17 protein-coding genes and 2 pseudogenes are annotated in these 14,733 nt (G+C 62.2%); 12 read left to right on the top strand and 7 right to left on the bottom strand.

Annotated features, from left to right (window positions below; genetic code table 11):
* A partial coding sequence (locus tag F3H32_RS17140; protein WP_449406408.1) for a hypothetical protein occupies positions 1-185 on the bottom strand: 185 nt, incomplete at its 3' end.
* A gap of 210 nt (positions 186-395) precedes the next feature.
* Between F3H32_RS17140 and tnpA the strand changes: the two genes are divergently transcribed.
* From tnpA to F3H32_RS17120, 4 genes are all read left to right on the top strand, one after another.
* Positions 396-812, top strand: a complete 417-nt coding sequence (gene tnpA, locus F3H32_RS17135) for an IS66-like element accessory protein TnpA (protein WP_149766878.1) — start codon at positions 396-398, stop codon at positions 810-812.
* Between the two features lie 106 nt (positions 813-918).
* Positions 919-2,103 (top strand): ABC transporter permease, encoded by a 1,185-nt coding sequence (locus F3H32_RS17130; protein WP_223191522.1) that lies wholly within the window; start codon positions 919-921, stop codon positions 2,101-2,103.
* A 12-nt stretch (positions 2,104-2,115) separates the two neighbouring features.
* Positions 2,116-3,159, top strand: a complete 1,044-nt coding sequence (locus tag F3H32_RS17125) for an ABC transporter ATP-binding protein (RefSeq protein WP_149766876.1) — start codon at positions 2,116-2,118, stop codon at positions 3,157-3,159.
* Positions 3,159-3,716, top strand: a complete 558-nt coding sequence (locus F3H32_RS17120; RefSeq protein ID WP_114669518.1) for a histidine phosphatase family protein — start codon at positions 3,159-3,161, stop codon at positions 3,714-3,716. Before F3H32_RS17125 ends, F3H32_RS17120 begins: the two co-directional genes overlap by 1 nt.
* A gap of 10 nt (positions 3,717-3,726) precedes the next feature.
* Here F3H32_RS17120 and istA read toward each other — a convergent pair.
* Positions 3,727-4,383 (bottom strand): annotated as a pseudogene (gene istA / locus F3H32_RS17115) (IS21 family transposase); the annotation flags it as partial.
* Between the two features lie 406 nt (positions 4,384-4,789).
* On the opposite strand from istA, the gene F3H32_RS17110 reads away from it, so the two are divergent.
* From F3H32_RS17110 to F3H32_RS17790, 8 genes and pseudogenes are all read left to right on the top strand, one after another.
* Positions 4,790-5,293, top strand: coding sequence for a lipocalin family protein (locus F3H32_RS17110; RefSeq protein ID WP_149766875.1), 504 nt, complete (start codon positions 4,790-4,792; stop codon positions 5,291-5,293).
* Positions 5,294-5,414: 121 nt separating this feature from the next.
* On the top strand, positions 5,415-6,089 hold the full coding sequence (locus tag F3H32_RS17105; protein ID WP_149766874.1) for an SDR family oxidoreductase: 675 nt from the start codon (positions 5,415-5,417) through the stop codon (positions 6,087-6,089).
* Between the two features lie 133 nt (positions 6,090-6,222).
* The gene (locus F3H32_RS17100) at positions 6,223-7,296 is read left to right on the top strand and encodes a zinc-binding dehydrogenase (protein ID WP_223191521.1); all 1,074 of its coding nucleotides are present in this window, start codon (positions 6,223-6,225) and stop codon (positions 7,294-7,296) included.
* Positions 7,297-7,807: 511 nt separating this feature from the next.
* Positions 7,808-8,143: pseudogene (locus tag F3H32_RS18000) on the top strand (IS21 family transposase); the annotation flags it as partial.
* 288 nt (positions 8,144-8,431) lie between these two features.
* Positions 8,432-8,641, top strand: coding sequence for a cold-shock protein (locus tag F3H32_RS17090; protein WP_188128708.1), 210 nt, complete (start codon positions 8,432-8,434; stop codon positions 8,639-8,641).
* A 132-nt stretch (positions 8,642-8,773) separates the two neighbouring features.
* A complete protein-coding gene (locus tag F3H32_RS17085) occupies positions 8,774-9,022 on the top strand; it encodes a hypothetical protein (RefSeq protein WP_149766872.1) in 249 nt (82 codons plus the stop codon).
* Positions 9,023-9,439: 417 nt separating this feature from the next.
* On the top strand, positions 9,440-9,721 hold the full coding sequence (locus F3H32_RS17080) for a hypothetical protein (RefSeq protein WP_149766871.1): 282 nt from the start codon (positions 9,440-9,442) through the stop codon (positions 9,719-9,721).
* Positions 9,722-9,778: 57 nt separating this feature from the next.
* Positions 9,779-9,940 (top strand): hypothetical protein, encoded by a 162-nt coding sequence (locus tag F3H32_RS17790; RefSeq protein WP_188128707.1) that lies wholly within the window; start codon positions 9,779-9,781, stop codon positions 9,938-9,940.
* A gap of 217 nt (positions 9,941-10,157) precedes the next feature.
* Here the strand turns inward: F3H32_RS17790 and F3H32_RS17075 are convergent, their stop codons facing one another.
* The 5 genes from F3H32_RS17075 to F3H32_RS17050 all read right to left on the bottom strand — a co-directional run.
* Positions 10,158-10,415 (bottom strand): hypothetical protein, encoded by a 258-nt coding sequence (locus F3H32_RS17075; protein WP_149766870.1) that lies wholly within the window; start codon positions 10,413-10,415, stop codon positions 10,158-10,160.
* Between the two features lie 145 nt (positions 10,416-10,560).
* Positions 10,561-11,196, bottom strand: a complete 636-nt coding sequence (locus F3H32_RS17070; RefSeq protein ID WP_149766869.1) for a class I SAM-dependent methyltransferase — start codon at positions 11,194-11,196, stop codon at positions 10,561-10,563.
* A gap of 154 nt (positions 11,197-11,350) precedes the next feature.
* Positions 11,351-11,629 carry a hypothetical protein gene (locus tag F3H32_RS17065; RefSeq protein WP_223191520.1) on the bottom strand — a complete coding sequence of 93 codons (279 nt, stop codon included), beginning with the start codon at positions 11,627-11,629 and terminating at the stop codon, positions 11,351-11,353.
* Positions 11,630-11,786: 157 nt separating this feature from the next.
* On the bottom strand, positions 11,787-13,556 hold the full coding sequence (locus F3H32_RS17060; RefSeq protein WP_149766867.1) for an alpha/beta fold hydrolase: 1,770 nt from the start codon (positions 13,554-13,556) through the stop codon (positions 11,787-11,789).
* An 847-nt stretch (positions 13,557-14,403) separates the two neighbouring features.
* On the bottom strand, positions 14,404-14,733 hold a 330-nt coding region (locus F3H32_RS17050), incomplete at its 5' end, for an IS66 family transposase (protein WP_149766865.1).

Here is a 14,733-nt window from a genome sequence, read left to right as displayed (position 1 = left end):
AGGCCGCGGATCAACGGGTCGAGATGGCCATCCTGCATCCCGTCGATGCGGCCAAGGTTGGCAACAACCCGATGGCGCGGTTGCCCCGCCTCGTTCCGATAGGACTCGACGAGCTGCAGGTAGCGCCGTTCACCGCTTTTGCTGATCCGAACAAACATACCTACAGAATATTGCAGTTGAACCATCCAGGCAAACCAAAACAGCTGTCGACGTGTGACTACAGAACTTTGACCCTTAGATATCACTAACCCATTGAGATGACTCGATCAGACGGACCGACACCCCTCAAACATAGACCAATTTTGTCGAACTTCGGCCTGCCATTTCTGACCTGATGCCTTCATTCTCCGCGCACATTTGCGGCGGAGGTGTTGGATTTGGAGAGAGACGGCAAAATGGGCGTCCATTTGGACAGCTCGAAGGGCTTTGGGGTTTCCCGGCTTGAGGTGCTTGAAGGGCCGAGTGGTCGGCGGCGACGCACGAAGGCGGAGCGGGCGCGGATCGCGGCGGAGAGCATGATGCCTAGTGTGACGGTGGCCGACGTTGCGCGCAAGCACGGCACGACGCGCTGGCAGATTTACGATTGGCGCAAGCAGATACGCAAAGGTAATTTGGTGGTGCCCGAAAGCGTGGCGGCCTTGCCGTTCTTCGCGGAACTGGTGGTTGATGACAGCGCGACTGAGGCTTCGGCGGCCGTCCCCGGGTCTGATCTCGAAATCGTGGTGGGCGACATCGTCATCCGCGCGGGTCCTGGTGTCGACGAGGGCCAACTGACCCGGGCAATCCGCGCGGCACGGGCAGCGGCGTCGTGATGTTCGGCCAGGGCGGCCCGGTGAAGGTCTTCGTGGCGACGCGGCCGGTAGACTTCCGCAAGGGCATAGATGGGCTGTCGCTGGCGGTGCAGGAAATGTTCGGGATATCGACCGCTCGATGGAGGAGGCGGCGCAGAACCTTGGCTCTCACGGGATGCGGATGTTCCGGCGCATCGTCTTTCCGCTGGCCATGCCGGGCTATCTGGCCGGGGCGGCGCTGGTCTTCATCAAGGTCTTCGACGATCTGGGCACGCCTTTGCTGTTGAACGTCAACAACATGCTGGCCCCGCAGGCCTATCTGCGCATCACCGGAGTCGGGATCAACGATCCGATGGGCTATGTGATTTCCTTCATCCTTGTGGCGTTCTCGGTCTTTTCGCTCTGGGCGTCCTTCCTGTTCATGCGCGGCAAGGATTACGCGACCGTGCAAAAGGGCGGCGGCGGCCTGTCGCGCCGCGACCTGAAACCGCGCGAGAAATGGCTGGCATGGGGGGTGATCCTGCTGATCCTTGCGATGGTGCTGTCGCCGCATCTGGGGCTGCTGCTGCTGGCCTTCGGGACGATCTGGTCCTTCTCGCCGCTGCCCGACGGGTTTACCGTGCAGCATTTCGGGACGATCTTCACCCAGTCGTCGCAATATGTCTGGAACACGCTGATCTATGCCGGGTCGGCGGCGCTGATCGACGTCCTGCTGGGCACCGCCATCGCCTATATCGTGATCCGCACCGGGCTGCCGGGGCGCAAATGGCTGGACTATATGGCGACCGCCGCGCTGGCCGTGCCCGGCGTGGTGCTGGGCATCGGCTATCTGCGCATGTTCCACGGCATCCAACTGCCCTTTGGCCTTGGCCAGATGTCCAGCTTCTGGGGCATCATCATCGTGGCGCTGGCGGTGCGGCGGTTGCCCTATGCGTTGCGCGCCTGCATGGCGGCGCTGCAACAGGTCTCGCTGTCGCTTGAGGAAGCCGCCGAGAGCCTTGGCGCCTCGCGTTCCAGCACCATCCGGCGCATCGTGGTGCCGCTGATGACGGGCGGTATCCTTGCCGGTTTCGTCACCAGCTTTGCCACCGCAGCGGTGGAACTGTCGGCCACGATCATGCTGGTCGGGCGGTCCTCGGACGCGCCCTTGGCCTATGGCATCTATCTTTACATGCAATCGCCCGCCGGACGCGGGCCGGGGGCGGCGCTTGGCATCCTTGCCGTGGTGATCGTGGCGCTTGGCACCTATCTGTCGCAACGCATCATCGAGCGTGAGCGCGCCCGCCAGACCATGACCGGCGACCAGCACTAGGAGACGCACCAGATGACCCAGACCAAAGCCGGCATCCGCATCGAGGATCTGCACCTGTCCTTTGGCGACACCAAGGTGCTGGAAGGCATCGACATGGTGATCGAGCCGGGCGAGTTCTTTGCCTTCCTCGGCCCCTCGGGCTCGGGCAAATCGACGCTGTTGCGCGCGATTGCCGGGTTCGGCCCGACGCCGCGCGGGCGCATCCTGATCGGTGATCGCGACATTGCCGACCTGCCGCCGTGGAAGCGCAACGTGGGCATGGTGTTCCAATCCTATGCGCTGTGGCCGCATATGTCGGTGCGCCGCAACGTGGCCTTTGGCCTTGAAGAACGCCGGATTCCCGCGCGCGAGATCGGCCCCAAGGTCGAGGCCGCGCTGGAAACCGTGGGCCTGCTGCATCTGGCCGACCGGATGCCTGCGCAGCTTTCGGGTGGTCAGCAACAGCGCGTGGCGCTGGCCCGCACCATCGCGATTGAGCCGCAGGTGCTGTTGCTGGATGAGCCGCTGTCGAACCTCGACGCAGCCTTGCGTGTGCAGATGCGGCGCGAATTGCTGGCCTTGCAGCGCAAGCTGGGGCTGACGACGATCTTTGTCACCCATGACCAAGAGGAAGCCAACACCACCTCGGACCGGATGGCGGCGCTGGACAAGGGCGTGATCCAGCAGATCGGCACCCCGCAGCAGCTTTACGACCACCCGGCGAATGCCTTCGTCGCGGGGTTTCTGGGCACCGCGAATATCCTGAAAGGCGCCATGCAGGGCGGGGATTTCGTGACCGAGGCCGGCCAGCGCCTGCCCGTCGCCACGCCGGTCGCGGGCGCGAACCGCATCGTGCTGCGCCCGCAGAACATCCGTATCGCGGGATCAGGCGGCGAGATTGCGGGCAAGGTCTCGCATCGTGAATTTCTGGGCAGTCAGATCCGCTATCTGGTCGAGACGCCCGATGGCCAGATCATCGTCGATACGCTGCATACCTTCGGCCAGCCCCCTTACGATGAGGGCGCGGCCGTGTCGCTGTCCATCGACAGCGGCAGCGCGCCCTTGCTGGCGGACTGATGGCCGAGTTCTGGTTCATCCGCCATTTCCGCACGCCGTGGAACAGCCAAGGCCGCTTGCAGGGCCAGCGCGACATCGCTCTGGACGATCCGCTGGGCGTGCAGGACATGGCCACGCTTGCCGCCAATAGGCAGGCGCTGGCGGGGCGGGATTTCGCGCTTGTGCTGAGTTCCCCGCTGGGGCGCGCGCGCCACACGGCGGAGCTGCACGGGTTTGCGCCCGAACCCGACCCCGATCTGGCCGAGATCGCCTTTGGCGACTGGGAGGGCCGCACCTGGGCCGATCTGGAAGCCGCCCATCCCGGCCTGTGGCAAACCGCGCCGCACCGGTTGGCGCTGGGTGAGACATTCGCCGATTTCACCGCCCGGATCATGCGCGTCCGTCAGCGTGTGCTGGCCGCGCCGGGGCCGGTGCTGGCCTTCGGGCATGGCGCATGGCTGGGCGGTTTGCGGCTGGTGCTGGACGGGGGCGAGGGGATGCCCCGGCAGGCGCTTGGCAATGGCGAACTGGTCAGGCTGGACCTGACAGAGCGCGAAAACGTCGAGGGGAACAGATGACCGCAACCGACACAAGGTAGCGCCTGCGTAACCCGTTGAAGAGCGTGGCTCGCTGGCGCGCCCCGTCCGGCAGGATCTTCGCAACCAGGCAGCGGTCGTTGTCGTAGAGGACCGATGCGGGCACCTTGCCGAAGAATGCGAAGGCCTGGACGTGACCGTCAACCCAGGCTTCCGCGGTCGCCGCTGGATAGGCCCTGACATAACAGGCATCGCTGTGCGGCAGGTCCATGACAAAGAAATGCGCCTTCTGCTCGACACCGTCGATGATGGCCACCGCCTCGCCGAAGTCGGCCTGGGCATGTCCGGGCGGGTGTGCCAGCGGCACGAACATCTCGCGACCGCGCCGTTCGCGCTCCCGCATGTAGTCCTTCACGATCGTGTAGCCGCCGGTGAACCCGTGCTCATCGCGAAGCCGCTCGAACACCCGCTTCGCCGTATGCCTCTGCTTGCGATGGACCTCCCGATCGCCCTCCAGCCAGCCGTCGATGATCCCGGTGTAGGCATCCAGCTTCGGCCGCTTCACGGGGGCCGTCCGCCGATATCCGGGCGGAACCGAGAACGCCATCATCTTGGCTACGCTGTCGCGCGAGATGTTGAAATGACGCGCTGCCTCGCGCTGGCTCATCCCCTCGGCACAGGCCAATCGCACTCTACGATACAAGTCCACGGTGAAAATCCTCCCGCCCTCCCTGTCGCCAGAAAGGGTAAAAGTGGACGACTTTTACGCCGCCCGCAGCAGGATCATCCCGCCGCTACCGTGGCCGATTTTTGCACCGCCGTTCTCACACGACGCGACGGAGATGAAGCGACCATTGTGGTGGACCTACCGGTGCCGGTTGCTGCGGCTGCCCGCACGGGTGTAGCGAACAGGGCTTTGATCCGCGCCCAGAGCGCAGTGAAGAACGCTGCGATTACGATTCATCAAAAAAGCCTCGCGCGGGGCAAGGCGAGCTGTCTTTTGCTTCCGGATGGTTCAGCGCGCGGCGGATACACATGGAGCGATCGTTATCTCCGATCCCGCGAAACCACCTGCAACTTGGTGGGTTGAACCAGGCAAATCGAAGGAATTGGATATGACTGCACTACTGAACACCGTCGAACGGGTCGAACTTGACCGCTATCTCGGCACATGGTTCGAAATCAGTCGCCTGCCCCTGAAATATGAAGATGAAGGGGCACGCGACATTACCGCTACCTACAGTCTGAATGAAGATGGTAGCGTCAGGGTGGATAATCGCTGCATTGACGATGCGGGACTGCCCGCGCAGGCTCTGGGCGAAGCCAGGCCGGTTGACGACACCGGTGCGAGGTTAACCGTCTCTTTCCTGCCCGAATATTTGCGATGGATTCCCTTCACCAAGGGCGATTATTGGGTCATTCGGTTGGCCGAAGATTACAGCGTGTCACTGGTTGGGACCCCGGATCGCCGAAACCTCTGGCTGCTGGCCCGTGATCATGACCTGCCGCAGGCGGTGCGGAGCGATTATCTGAACACGGCGCGCGAACAGGGCTTTGACTTGTCCCATCTGATTACGCCCCGACAGAGCGGCCGGGTGGTAGAGATGGGTGATCAATGATGCACAGAGTTTCAGACACTCCCAGCAGCCTTGCGCATGAAAAACCAGGCGGGTAACCTTTCGGGGCAACTTGGCGAAACGATGCCAGCACCTCGCGGCGCGGCCGATTGGAGGAATGCAAATGTCCGGCAAGACCCTGTTCATCACCGGCGCGTCCAGCGGTATCGGCGCTGCCACCGCCCGGCTTGCAGCCTCGAGAGGTTGGCGGGTGGGGCTGTTCGCCAGGCGCGCGGACCGGCTTGGGGCGCTCGTCAATGAGCTCGGCACCGGCAATGCGATCGCGCTGCCTGGTGACGTGACGCAGTTCTCCGATCAGCAGGCGGCGCTGGATCGGATGGCCGAGGCGTTCGGCGGCATCGATGCAGCTTTCGCGAATGCCGGTCGTGGCCTCGACGCACCGGGCACCGAGGGCGGCGACGTGAACGAATGGCAGGCCATGATCGGGGTCAACATCATGGGCTTGCTCTTCACCGCGAAGGCGGCCCTGCCTCACCTGAAGGAAAGGCAAGGCCAGCTGCTGATGACCGGATCAGCGGCGGGTCGCATTCATATCAAGGGTTCGGTCTACGGCGCCTCGAAATGGTTCGTCCACGGCTATGCGGGCAATTTGGTGGAGGAGATGCGCGAATGGGGCGGGCGCTGCACCCTCATCGCGCCGGGAATGGTGGACACGGATTTCTTCGATGAGGCCAAGCCCAAGGCCATCCGGGCGGACGAGGTCGCCAGCGCTGCGCTTTACGCGCTTGAGGCGGGCGACCATGCGTCTGTCCGCGAGGTCTTCCTGATGCCGCGCTGAAGCCCTCGGCTGGCCAGTTCCGTGCGGGCGGCGTTTGCTCTGGCGATGACAAGGATCGGACGGAACTCCAACTGGTGAGGAACTCATGCCGCGAAACAGCCTTGAACTGAGATCGACCATCACAGCGGACGGAATGCTGCGGATCGAGCTGGAACGCGTCTCTGTCGCCGAACCGGCGCAGGGCGAGCTGCTGGTCCGGGTTGAGGCCGCGCCAATCAACCCCTCGGACCTCGGGCTGCTGTTCGGCCCCGCCGACATGGATACGCTGCGGGCCGAGGGCAGAGGGGAAGCGCCGGTTCTGACGGCGAAGGTTCCTTCGCATCTGCTTCCCGCCGTCAACGCCCGGCTGGACCAGCCCATGCCGGTGGGCAACGAGGCCTCTGGAACGGTGATTGCTGCGGGTCCTGACGTGCAGGAGCTGGTCGGCAGGCGCGTCGCCATGATCGGGGGCGCCATGTATGCCGAGCTGCGCCTGATCCGCCGTGATGCATGCATCGTCCTGCCGGAGAGCGCGACGGCGGCTGAGGGGGCGGCGCTCTTTGTCAACCCACTCACCGCCCTCGGCTTCGTGGAGACCATGCGGGCCGAGGGCCACAAGGCCATCATCCATGTTCCCGCCGCATCGAACCTGGGGCAGATGCTGGTGCGGATCTGCAAAGCGGACGGCATCGACCTGGTGAACATCGTCCGCAGCCCCGCGCAGGTCGAGCTGCTGCGGGGTATCGGCGCGACCCATGTCGTGGACAGCAGCCAGCCAGACTTTCGGCAGCAGCTGGAAGGGGCCATCGCCGAGACCGGCGCGACGCTGGCCTTCGATGCCATCGGCGGCGGCGAGATGACCAGCGCGCTGCTCAACGCCATGGAGACGGTCGCCGCCCGCGACATGGAGAGCTATGACCGTTACGGGTCGGCTGTCATGAAGCAGGTCTACATCTACGGCGCGCTGGACACCGGGCCCACGATCCTGAAGCGCGGCTTCGGTTTCCGGTGGAACGTCGGCGGCTGGCTGCTGTTCCATTTCCTCGGCCGCACGGATCCTGTGATCGTGCAGCGGATGCACGAACGTGTCGCGTCCGAAATGACGACGACCTTTGAGAGCCATTTCACCGACAGCATCAGCCTGGCGGAAGCACTCGATCCCGACATCGCGCTGGCCTACCAGAAGAAGGCGACGGGCCAGAAGTATCTGATTGCGCCAGCCGGTTGATCGCGCCGCGATCTCATTAGCGTCGATACGGTCGATGTCATGTCGGAAAACGCCATGTCCAGGAGCGGCGACCGACGCCCTCGGCGCCGCGTTGGCGCAAAAAGACGCGCCGAGCTTGACCTTTCATGGGAGGGGCGCCGCGGAATGGATTGCGAAGCGGCCCCTTGTGTGGTTGCCGCCCAAGGTTCAAGGGCTTCTTTTCGTCTGGGCCGGTGATCGAGTGCGGTCTTGTGTCAGGCCTCTGAGGTGCGGCCTGTCAGGTGCCGCGGGCCGGTATGGTGATCTGCGGAACCGGTCCAAATCTTCTACCCGAGCTTTGCGGCTCGAAGGGTCCGACTGGTTTTCCGGGTCCAGATCTGTTCGATCATTCTGCCCATGCGGGTTGTCGCCTTCTCACACCTTCTTCACCGGTTTCGGGCCATGGCATTCTGCGCAAATGTCACGCAGCCATGGCCCGCTCCGCATCCCGATATTCCTTGCCAGTCGTCAGCATGGCCCAGATCACGCGGGCCAGCCGGGGCGCGTCATCTATGATTGGCGCCACTATCTGGCAGTCGTTCAGCGCAAACCCGGCGCGCTGCGCAATGGTGCTCCCTTCGTGGAAATGCCTGAGCCCTTCCGTCTGCTGCAGGCGAAGATACTGCGCCAGCCTGGCGGGGACCGCGAAATGGTCGATATCCTGTCCCTGGTGCTGCACCATGACGAACAGGCCGTGCTTTGCGCCGTGGAATTGGCTCTGGAGGCGGGCGTGCCGACCAAGACCCATGTGCTGAACCTGCTCCACAGGCTGCTGGATGGCAAACCGACCGACCAGCCGGATGTGAACCCTCCTGCGGCCTTGACGCTGGGGGTGCGGAGGATCAGTCAGCCCGGCTGCGCGGCGATATCCGGAAAAGCACCGCTCACGGCGCCATGGGAGTGGCGGCCGTTGAGCGGATCAGTGAACTCCGAGCTTTCATGGTGGACATCCGAGATCTCTGATGCTATCAGCGACGGACCGATATTTGCTTGCCGAGCTTTGGTTGCTGCGCGATTGGCACCGCGCCCTGAACAGACCTCCCTTTCAAAAATCGTTATCCCTGATCGTGTCGCTCGCGCGTCACGGTTATCCAACATGCTTCTGAAAGGGTTCATCATGACCACCGGCACAGTAAAATGGTTCAATGCCACCAAGGGCTTCGGCTTTATTCAGCCCGATAACGGCGGCCCCGACGCCTTCGTCCATATCTCGGCCGTCGAGCGGTCGGGCATGGGCGAAATCACCGAGGGTCAGAAGATCGGCTACGACCTGGAGCGCGACAGCAAGTCGGGCAAGATGTCGGCCTGCAATCTCCAGACTGCCTGACCTCTCCCCTGCCTTTCCCCTTGCTCAGGGATGCAGGTGCACTCCTGAGCGCCGGACACCGTTGAAGGTCAGGCGGTCCGCCTGACCTTTTTTCTTGCCGCTCAACCAAGCGAGCTTTCAGAGGTGAACCGCATGACGCACACATCCAGCCGGTCGCGGGCGCAGGCCGAGATTGCCTTCGCCGAGGCGCAATCGCAGTTCCTCGCTCGGAAACGTCCGGTCGACGAACTCGACGCCATCGCCCAGGCGCGGGCGCAGAAGACCTTGCGGCTGAAGGCTGTGTCCGGGCGCAAAAATCGAGCGACGCTGCGTCACGAATGCGGGAATCATTGGATCGAAGCATCCGGCCATGCTAGCGGGCGGCCACCTCCAACCAGTTAGCGGAAACATTCAGTATATGTTGGCATACTTGCTTGCCGGCGTTGTCGCGGGATTTTTCTCGGCGGTGGTCGCGCTTTTGCTCGGTCACGGCGGGACAGCCGCACTCGCATGTTATTCTCTCTTCGGAATCCTCGGCTTCGCCGCCACGGTGGTGTTGCGAATGCTGCTCGCCTCCCGGTCCGCGATCCGGAACGGCAAGCCGGCCCGAGCGGCTCGGAAGCGCCCTGTTCGCGTGGTATAACCCATGAATCGTCATACCCCTGCCGGCCACCACCTTTGCTCGGAGGCGGCAACCGAATTTCGCCGGTTGCTGAATGAAACCGGCCGTCCGCCGAGCATGAAGGATGTCGCCACGAGGCTTGGCGTGACCCCGGACGCGCTCACGCCATTCTGCCACGGCGATCCGATCTCGCGGAAATGGCGTTCGAAAGTGCCCTGCAGCGTCTCGTCGACCGTTGCATCCGTTCAGCCACGATGGTGGACCGCGGGGACCAGCTTGGGCAGGTCGCGGCGCTTGTCGATACCTATATCGACTGGGCCGTCGATCATCCGGGCGTCTTCCTGGCGCTTTGTTCGGCGTCCTCCGCGGAGATCCACGAACGTGAACGGATTATCGCCCTCGATGACCGTTGCAAGGCGCCCGACATGCGCAGGCCCGGTGGGCGCAACGATGCCCTGCTCGGCCATCCGCCCGGATGAACTATCCGTTCTAGAACTGCGTTTCTTCACCACACGCTTGAACCAAAGGGGGAAGGAATGACGATCATTGACCGTTCCATCATCCGTCTTTTGGAACTGATGCGCGACGAAGATGATGAGGGCCGCTTACGCGAAACCGATGTTATCGGTCCAACGTTGCGCGATTCGCTTCTGAGAGCGCACCTTGTTCTGGAGGCGGAACGCTGCACCGGGAGGTGAGCCGGGATCTCGATCTGTGCTGTGCGGCGACAGCAATACTGGCAGGTGTCCAATAACCAAATAACCAAAGCCCGCACAGGGGAGTGCGGGCCAACTGTGAAAAATGCAGACGCATCAACAGAACTTAATTGGTAGCGTGGGTCAAATCGTTCAGGCGGCATGAGGCGGATTGTTGCCGTCCGGCTGATCGGGCTTACGCCGAGAACCCATGGTGAAGCTATTTCAGCCACAGCCCCACAGGGGGTGGACGCTGAGCTGTGATATCAATCGCTACCGGTCCAGAAAAAGATTCGGCGACGATCACATAATCATCCTGCCGAAGGCGAGGGCCAATCCATTTGCGGATCTCTTCATAAGAGGTCATGTCCAGTGGATAGGAAACAATCTCAACGTCGAAATTTTTACGCAAAGATGCAGTAAAATCTGACAACAAGCGGCCTGTGCCGTCGAGACCTGGAAGCACCACGATTTTCATGGCTCGGAAGTATCACACTTGGCAACAGAATTAAAACTGTATCTGCAACGTCCGCTCCGTCCAGACCGCGACCGATCTGCTACATCGACGCGAAAGAGCTTGCGGAAATATTAGGCAGATGACGGGGATCAGCCGGATGGCCGTATCATCTCTTTCGCGCCACGATGTAAGGCCGGAACCCGCTACCCTTTGTTGCATGGTTTTCCATGGCAAGTATCTCGAAGCCTGCGGTCGATATACGCTGCTTCAGTTCGGTTTCCCGGAAGACGCCCACATAGGGGGCCTTTCCTATCGCGCGCATCACGGGCAGGGCGAGCTTGATCAGAACGTTCATATCGCCGATGCAGGGTGTTTTCGATACAAACAGGCCCTCCGCCGCAAGCAGAGCGTGAATCTGGCTCAACGTTCCGGGCAGGTCGCGGACGAGATGAAGGTAGTTGAAACCAAGAGCGGCATTGAATCCGGATGGCCCGGATTTCACGGATTCGGCGGTGGCGGTATCGAAGACAAGGCCCGGCACGGGATTGCCGGCATATCTTTCATTCGCGATGGCGATCATCTCCGGCGATATATCCGTCGCGAGATAGCTTTTCACGCCAGCCGCAAGACGAAGCGCCGTTGTTCCCGTTCCGCAACCCAGTTCCAGCACCCGGTCATCCGGTGCCAGAAGGCCGAGGGCACGGTCGAGGGTGCGCTCATACCCGGCCTGATCCGCAATCGCACTCCGGGCATATTTTCGTGAGGCCCGATCCCAGAAACGGGCATCGTTCGTTGTGCTCATTATTCCAAAATGATCTTTGTCTCGATTGGATCAGTGTCGCACGACACGGTAACAGGGCAATGACCTTCTTGTCCCCATCGTCGCCGGCTCGTTTCATCGGCGCGAAGACGCCGAAAGGTGGCCCGTCACTGCCAAGAGGCAGGGATGTCAAACGTCAGCAATCCGGACAGATCCTGAGCTTATTGGCCAGCAACCGGGACTTGATGTAATCGAGGGCGCCGAGCGCCATTTCGGCGCTCACCCGGGCATCCAGGGTGCGGCCATGCCCCATCGAGACCCGGATCAGCTGCTTGCGCACCGTTTCCAGCGAAACCTCGCCACCATCCGCCAGCAAGGCGATGACGATCTGCCCGATGGTGAAGGCTGCCATGTCCGGGCTGGTCACGTATTCCGGTGCCTGGCGGCCTGGCCGCATGATGCTTGCGTCGCTCATCAATCCCTCATTGCATTGCGAAACCGACAGTCCGAAGACCTGCCTGGCACCGGTCATGACAAGCTGAACAATTCACTACCGCACCGACCACATGCCTTGAATGGCGGCTCTAGCGGATGTCGATCCACCTCGTCATACGCCGATTGGTGTATGCGCCTCAGTTTCGCTGTGCCGAGGCGATGATACGATCAAGGATGAGGTCATTGCGCTGGTAGAAGACCAGTTCGGCCGCATCGGGCACCGGCTCGACCGTGATCATGGGATTGACCTTTTCCAGCTGCCTGCACGATGCAAGGTCGATGCCGGCATCCTCGAGGGGCGCCAGATATCGCATGGGGATGGCAAGCTCCCGCAGCGCGCTGTCCATGCGATGGCGCGAAAGCTGCAATTCCCGCACGAAGGTGGCGTGACCCTGTTTCAGCAAATGCTCACAGGCGTTTCGGATCAATGCCGTCCAATCGGGATTACGCACCGTTTGCTGGTTCAGCGGCGTATTGCGGAAGGCCCGTTCCAGATACCAGTCCAGGCCGTGCTGGCGCATCATCCTGTGCCCGGATTTGGCCATCAGTTCGGCCACCCAGGGCGCGCTGTCTGCGAGGTGCAGCAGGGTGCGCTGAATCTGCGGCAGACGCCGGACTCCCGAAGGGTCGATCCCGGACGAGAAACCGACCGCAAGGATTCCGTGGAAGCGCGAGGGATCCGCGACCGCCTCGACCACAAGCGGCAAGGTGCCGCTGGCCAATCCGACACCGAGGCAGGGGCGGCCGACGACCTGGTCGAGAAAGGCCCGCAATGCGACCAGATTGTCGCTCATCACGTCGAGCGACGGGTCCATCGTGCTGTTCCCGTGACCGGGGCGTGACGGAACATAGAGGCAGATGCCGGCATCGCGCAGCCGGGCCTCTCCATCGCCGGGCAGCAGATAGGTCATCGGCAATCCGCGAAGCATGACCACCGGCACGCCCCGCTTCGCGCCCATCCAGGTCCATGCGATCTTGCGTCCATCGGGCATCGCAATCAGCTTTTCACGGCCCAGGGGATCGTGCCAGACAGGGGCTTCGCCCCGAAGCCCGACATGTTCGCGACTGGCGATCATGGCCAGCAGACGCATCAGGTCGATATTCGACGGCGCGCCCATCTTGGCCATGATCGTCTTGATCTGGGTGCGCACCGTCAGCAGCGATACGCCTCGTTGGGCCGCGATCGATTCGAGGTTGCGCAAACGGAAGAACAGATGCGCGACTTCGGATTCAGCCTGCGTCAGGCCGAAGGCCTGTTGCAGACGATCGGCGATCCGCGATCCCCAGGCGATTTCCAGAGAGCGGATGGCGATATGCGCGCCGCTCTGGCCCGGCATGCGGATCAGGTAAGCCTCGGCCAGGAAGGAATCGCCATAGTCCTCGGCGACGGGCAGGATCGTCAGGATCGCCTGTGCCGCATTGCCCTGACCGGTGGCCGCGCGCAACAGCGCGCGATAGTCCTCCAGCGAGTTTGGCGCGATGACGCCCGCGTCCATGAACGCGCCCTGTCGTTTGCCGAAAGCGCGTTCGCCGGCAATGTTGATGACCGCGACATTGCCGCCCGGAGACAGCACCATCGCCGGGCCGGGCACTTCGGAAACCGCCAGTTTCAGCGGGTCGCTTTCCGTCGGGAGGTCCAGCTTCTCCAGGGTGGTGCGGAAGGTCAGCAACTGGCTGAAAAGACCCCTGGAGACTTTGGGATACGCGACGTTTTCACCGGGCACTTCCAGTTTGGCCTCCCAACTCGCAACCATTTCATCGAAGGCATGCTCGTCGATGATCGAGCGATAGGTGCTGGCGATGATGTTCAGATCGATATCGTCATCCGAATCACGGCCTTCGCTAAGTTGGGGCGACAGAAAGAAGCTCTGATCGGCCAGTGGCGTCCTGGATTTGGAATCGGGCACGACCGGACCTCTCTCACGCAGACCATCACGACATTGCATTTTGCCCGGCAGCGTTCAACCGTGACGGGCATGGCAGCGGAGGAAGGCCTGTGGCCTGCTGCCGGTTTCGCGGACTGCAGATTAAGGTGGTATAGCGCGGCCCTCGAACTGCTCAAAACAGAGCCATGCCAAACGCAATCAGTCGGCCTTTTCGCATCACTTGTCGGCGATGATGCCGAGTTCGGCGGAAGCATATCCCCTACATGACGCCTATTTGCTCATTTTGTCTGGACGAATCAGTTTTGTTTGCCTAGCTCGCCGTTCCTTATCCAGAAAGGTCATCCATGACGATCATAGAAGAACACATGGTTCGCTTGCTTCAGGCTGTGGAGGCCACAAATGCTTCTCCGTCGATCGGAGAAATACTGATCGACGCTACCTGAACTGGGTGGTCGAGGAGATCGAGCGCACCGCCGGCGAGATCGACTATAGCCTGCTGATGCCCTGGCATTGCCCCGTCGGTCGGCTCGACGACTGAACCTGATCCGCCCGGCCGACAAGGCCGGGCCTTTCCCGAGAAAACACCGACAGCCGGAATCCGCCAGGATTCCGGCACAGAGGCGTGCGCAACGTCTTGATGTCAGGTGGCGGTTGCCTGTTGTCGCACGGAGCATCGAAGGTGAGGGGAAAATTAAACGGCGCATCTGAGCTCAGGTAGGTTACGGTGGTTGTGCGCCCCCGCAACCAAATAAACCCAACATATCAACACCTTACGCCCCGCATGATCGCGGGGCTTTTTGTCGTCCCCCGTTGACTCAACACTGACTCAACAAAAACACCGGACGTGGGTAAGCGCGACGTTGCGGCCCTATGCTGCGAGGCTTGACGGCTGGTTGAAGCGCCATGGCATGAGGTCTTCGATACCGCTTTGCGGGTGACCGTCGAGGATGGCGCGCAGTGTGGCGGCGAGATAGTCGACCGGGTTCACGTCGGACATCTTGCAGGTAGCGACCAGCGAGGCGAGCATAGCCCAGTTTTCGGCGCCGACTTCATTCCCGGCGAAGAGTGCATTTTTTCTTGTCAGGGCAATCGGCCTGATCTGGTTCTCGACCGGGTTGGTGTCGAGCTCCAGCATGCCGTGCTCGAGGAAGCGGATCAGTCCGGGCCAGTGCGCGAGGGAGTAGCGGATGTCTTCGGC

Origin of the sequence: Paracoccus thiocyanatus, assembly GCF_900156255.1 — a bacterium.
Taxonomy (GTDB): Bacteria; Pseudomonadota; Alphaproteobacteria; order Rhodobacterales; family Rhodobacteraceae; genus Paracoccus; species Paracoccus thiocyanatus.
The sequence above is the reverse complement of the archived record's forward strand: the minus strand, read 5'-3'. Positions and strand labels throughout refer to the sequence as shown.

What these genes read in the sequence shown, in the direction of transcription:
- F3H32_RS17090 (WP_188128708.1), top strand. Translation starts at nt 8,432, where the DNA reads ATGACCACCGGCACAGTAAAATGGTTCAATGCCACCAAGGGCTTCGGC.
- F3H32_RS17125 (WP_149766876.1), top strand. Translation starts at nt 2,116, where the DNA reads ATGACCCAGACCAAAGCCGGCATCCGCATCGAGGATCTGCACCTGTCC.
- F3H32_RS17120 (WP_114669518.1), top strand. Translation starts at nt 3,159, where the DNA reads ATGGCCGAGTTCTGGTTCATCCGCCATTTCCGCACGCCGTGGAACAGC.
- F3H32_RS17790 (WP_188128707.1), top strand. Translation starts at nt 9,779, where the DNA reads ATGACGATCATTGACCGTTCCATCATCCGTCTTTTGGAACTGATGCGC.
- F3H32_RS17105 (WP_149766874.1), top strand. Translation starts at nt 5,415, where the DNA reads ATGTCCGGCAAGACCCTGTTCATCACCGGCGCGTCCAGCGGTATCGGC.
- F3H32_RS17070 (WP_149766869.1), bottom strand. Translation starts at nt 11,196, where the DNA reads ATGAGCACAACGAACGATGCCCGTTTCTGGGATCGGGCCTCACGAAAA.
- F3H32_RS17065 (WP_223191520.1), bottom strand. Translation starts at nt 11,629, where the DNA reads ATGAGCGACGCAAGCATCATGCGGCCAGGCCGCCAGGCACCGGAATAC.
- F3H32_RS17085 (WP_149766872.1), top strand. Translation starts at nt 8,774, where the DNA reads ATGACGCACACATCCAGCCGGTCGCGGGCGCAGGCCGAGATTGCCTTC.
- tnpA (WP_149766878.1), top strand. Translation starts at nt 396, where the DNA reads ATGGGCGTCCATTTGGACAGCTCGAAGGGCTTTGGGGTTTCCCGGCTT.
- F3H32_RS17080 (WP_149766871.1), top strand. Translation starts at nt 9,440, where the DNA reads ATGGCGTTCGAAAGTGCCCTGCAGCGTCTCGTCGACCGTTGCATCCGT.
- F3H32_RS17110 (WP_149766875.1), top strand. Translation starts at nt 4,790, where the DNA reads ATGACTGCACTACTGAACACCGTCGAACGGGTCGAACTTGACCGCTAT.
- F3H32_RS17100 (WP_223191521.1), top strand. Translation starts at nt 6,223, where the DNA reads ATGCTGCGGATCGAGCTGGAACGCGTCTCTGTCGCCGAACCGGCGCAG.
- F3H32_RS17075 (WP_149766870.1), bottom strand. Translation starts at nt 10,415, where the DNA reads ATGAAAATCGTGGTGCTTCCAGGTCTCGACGGCACAGGCCGCTTGTTG.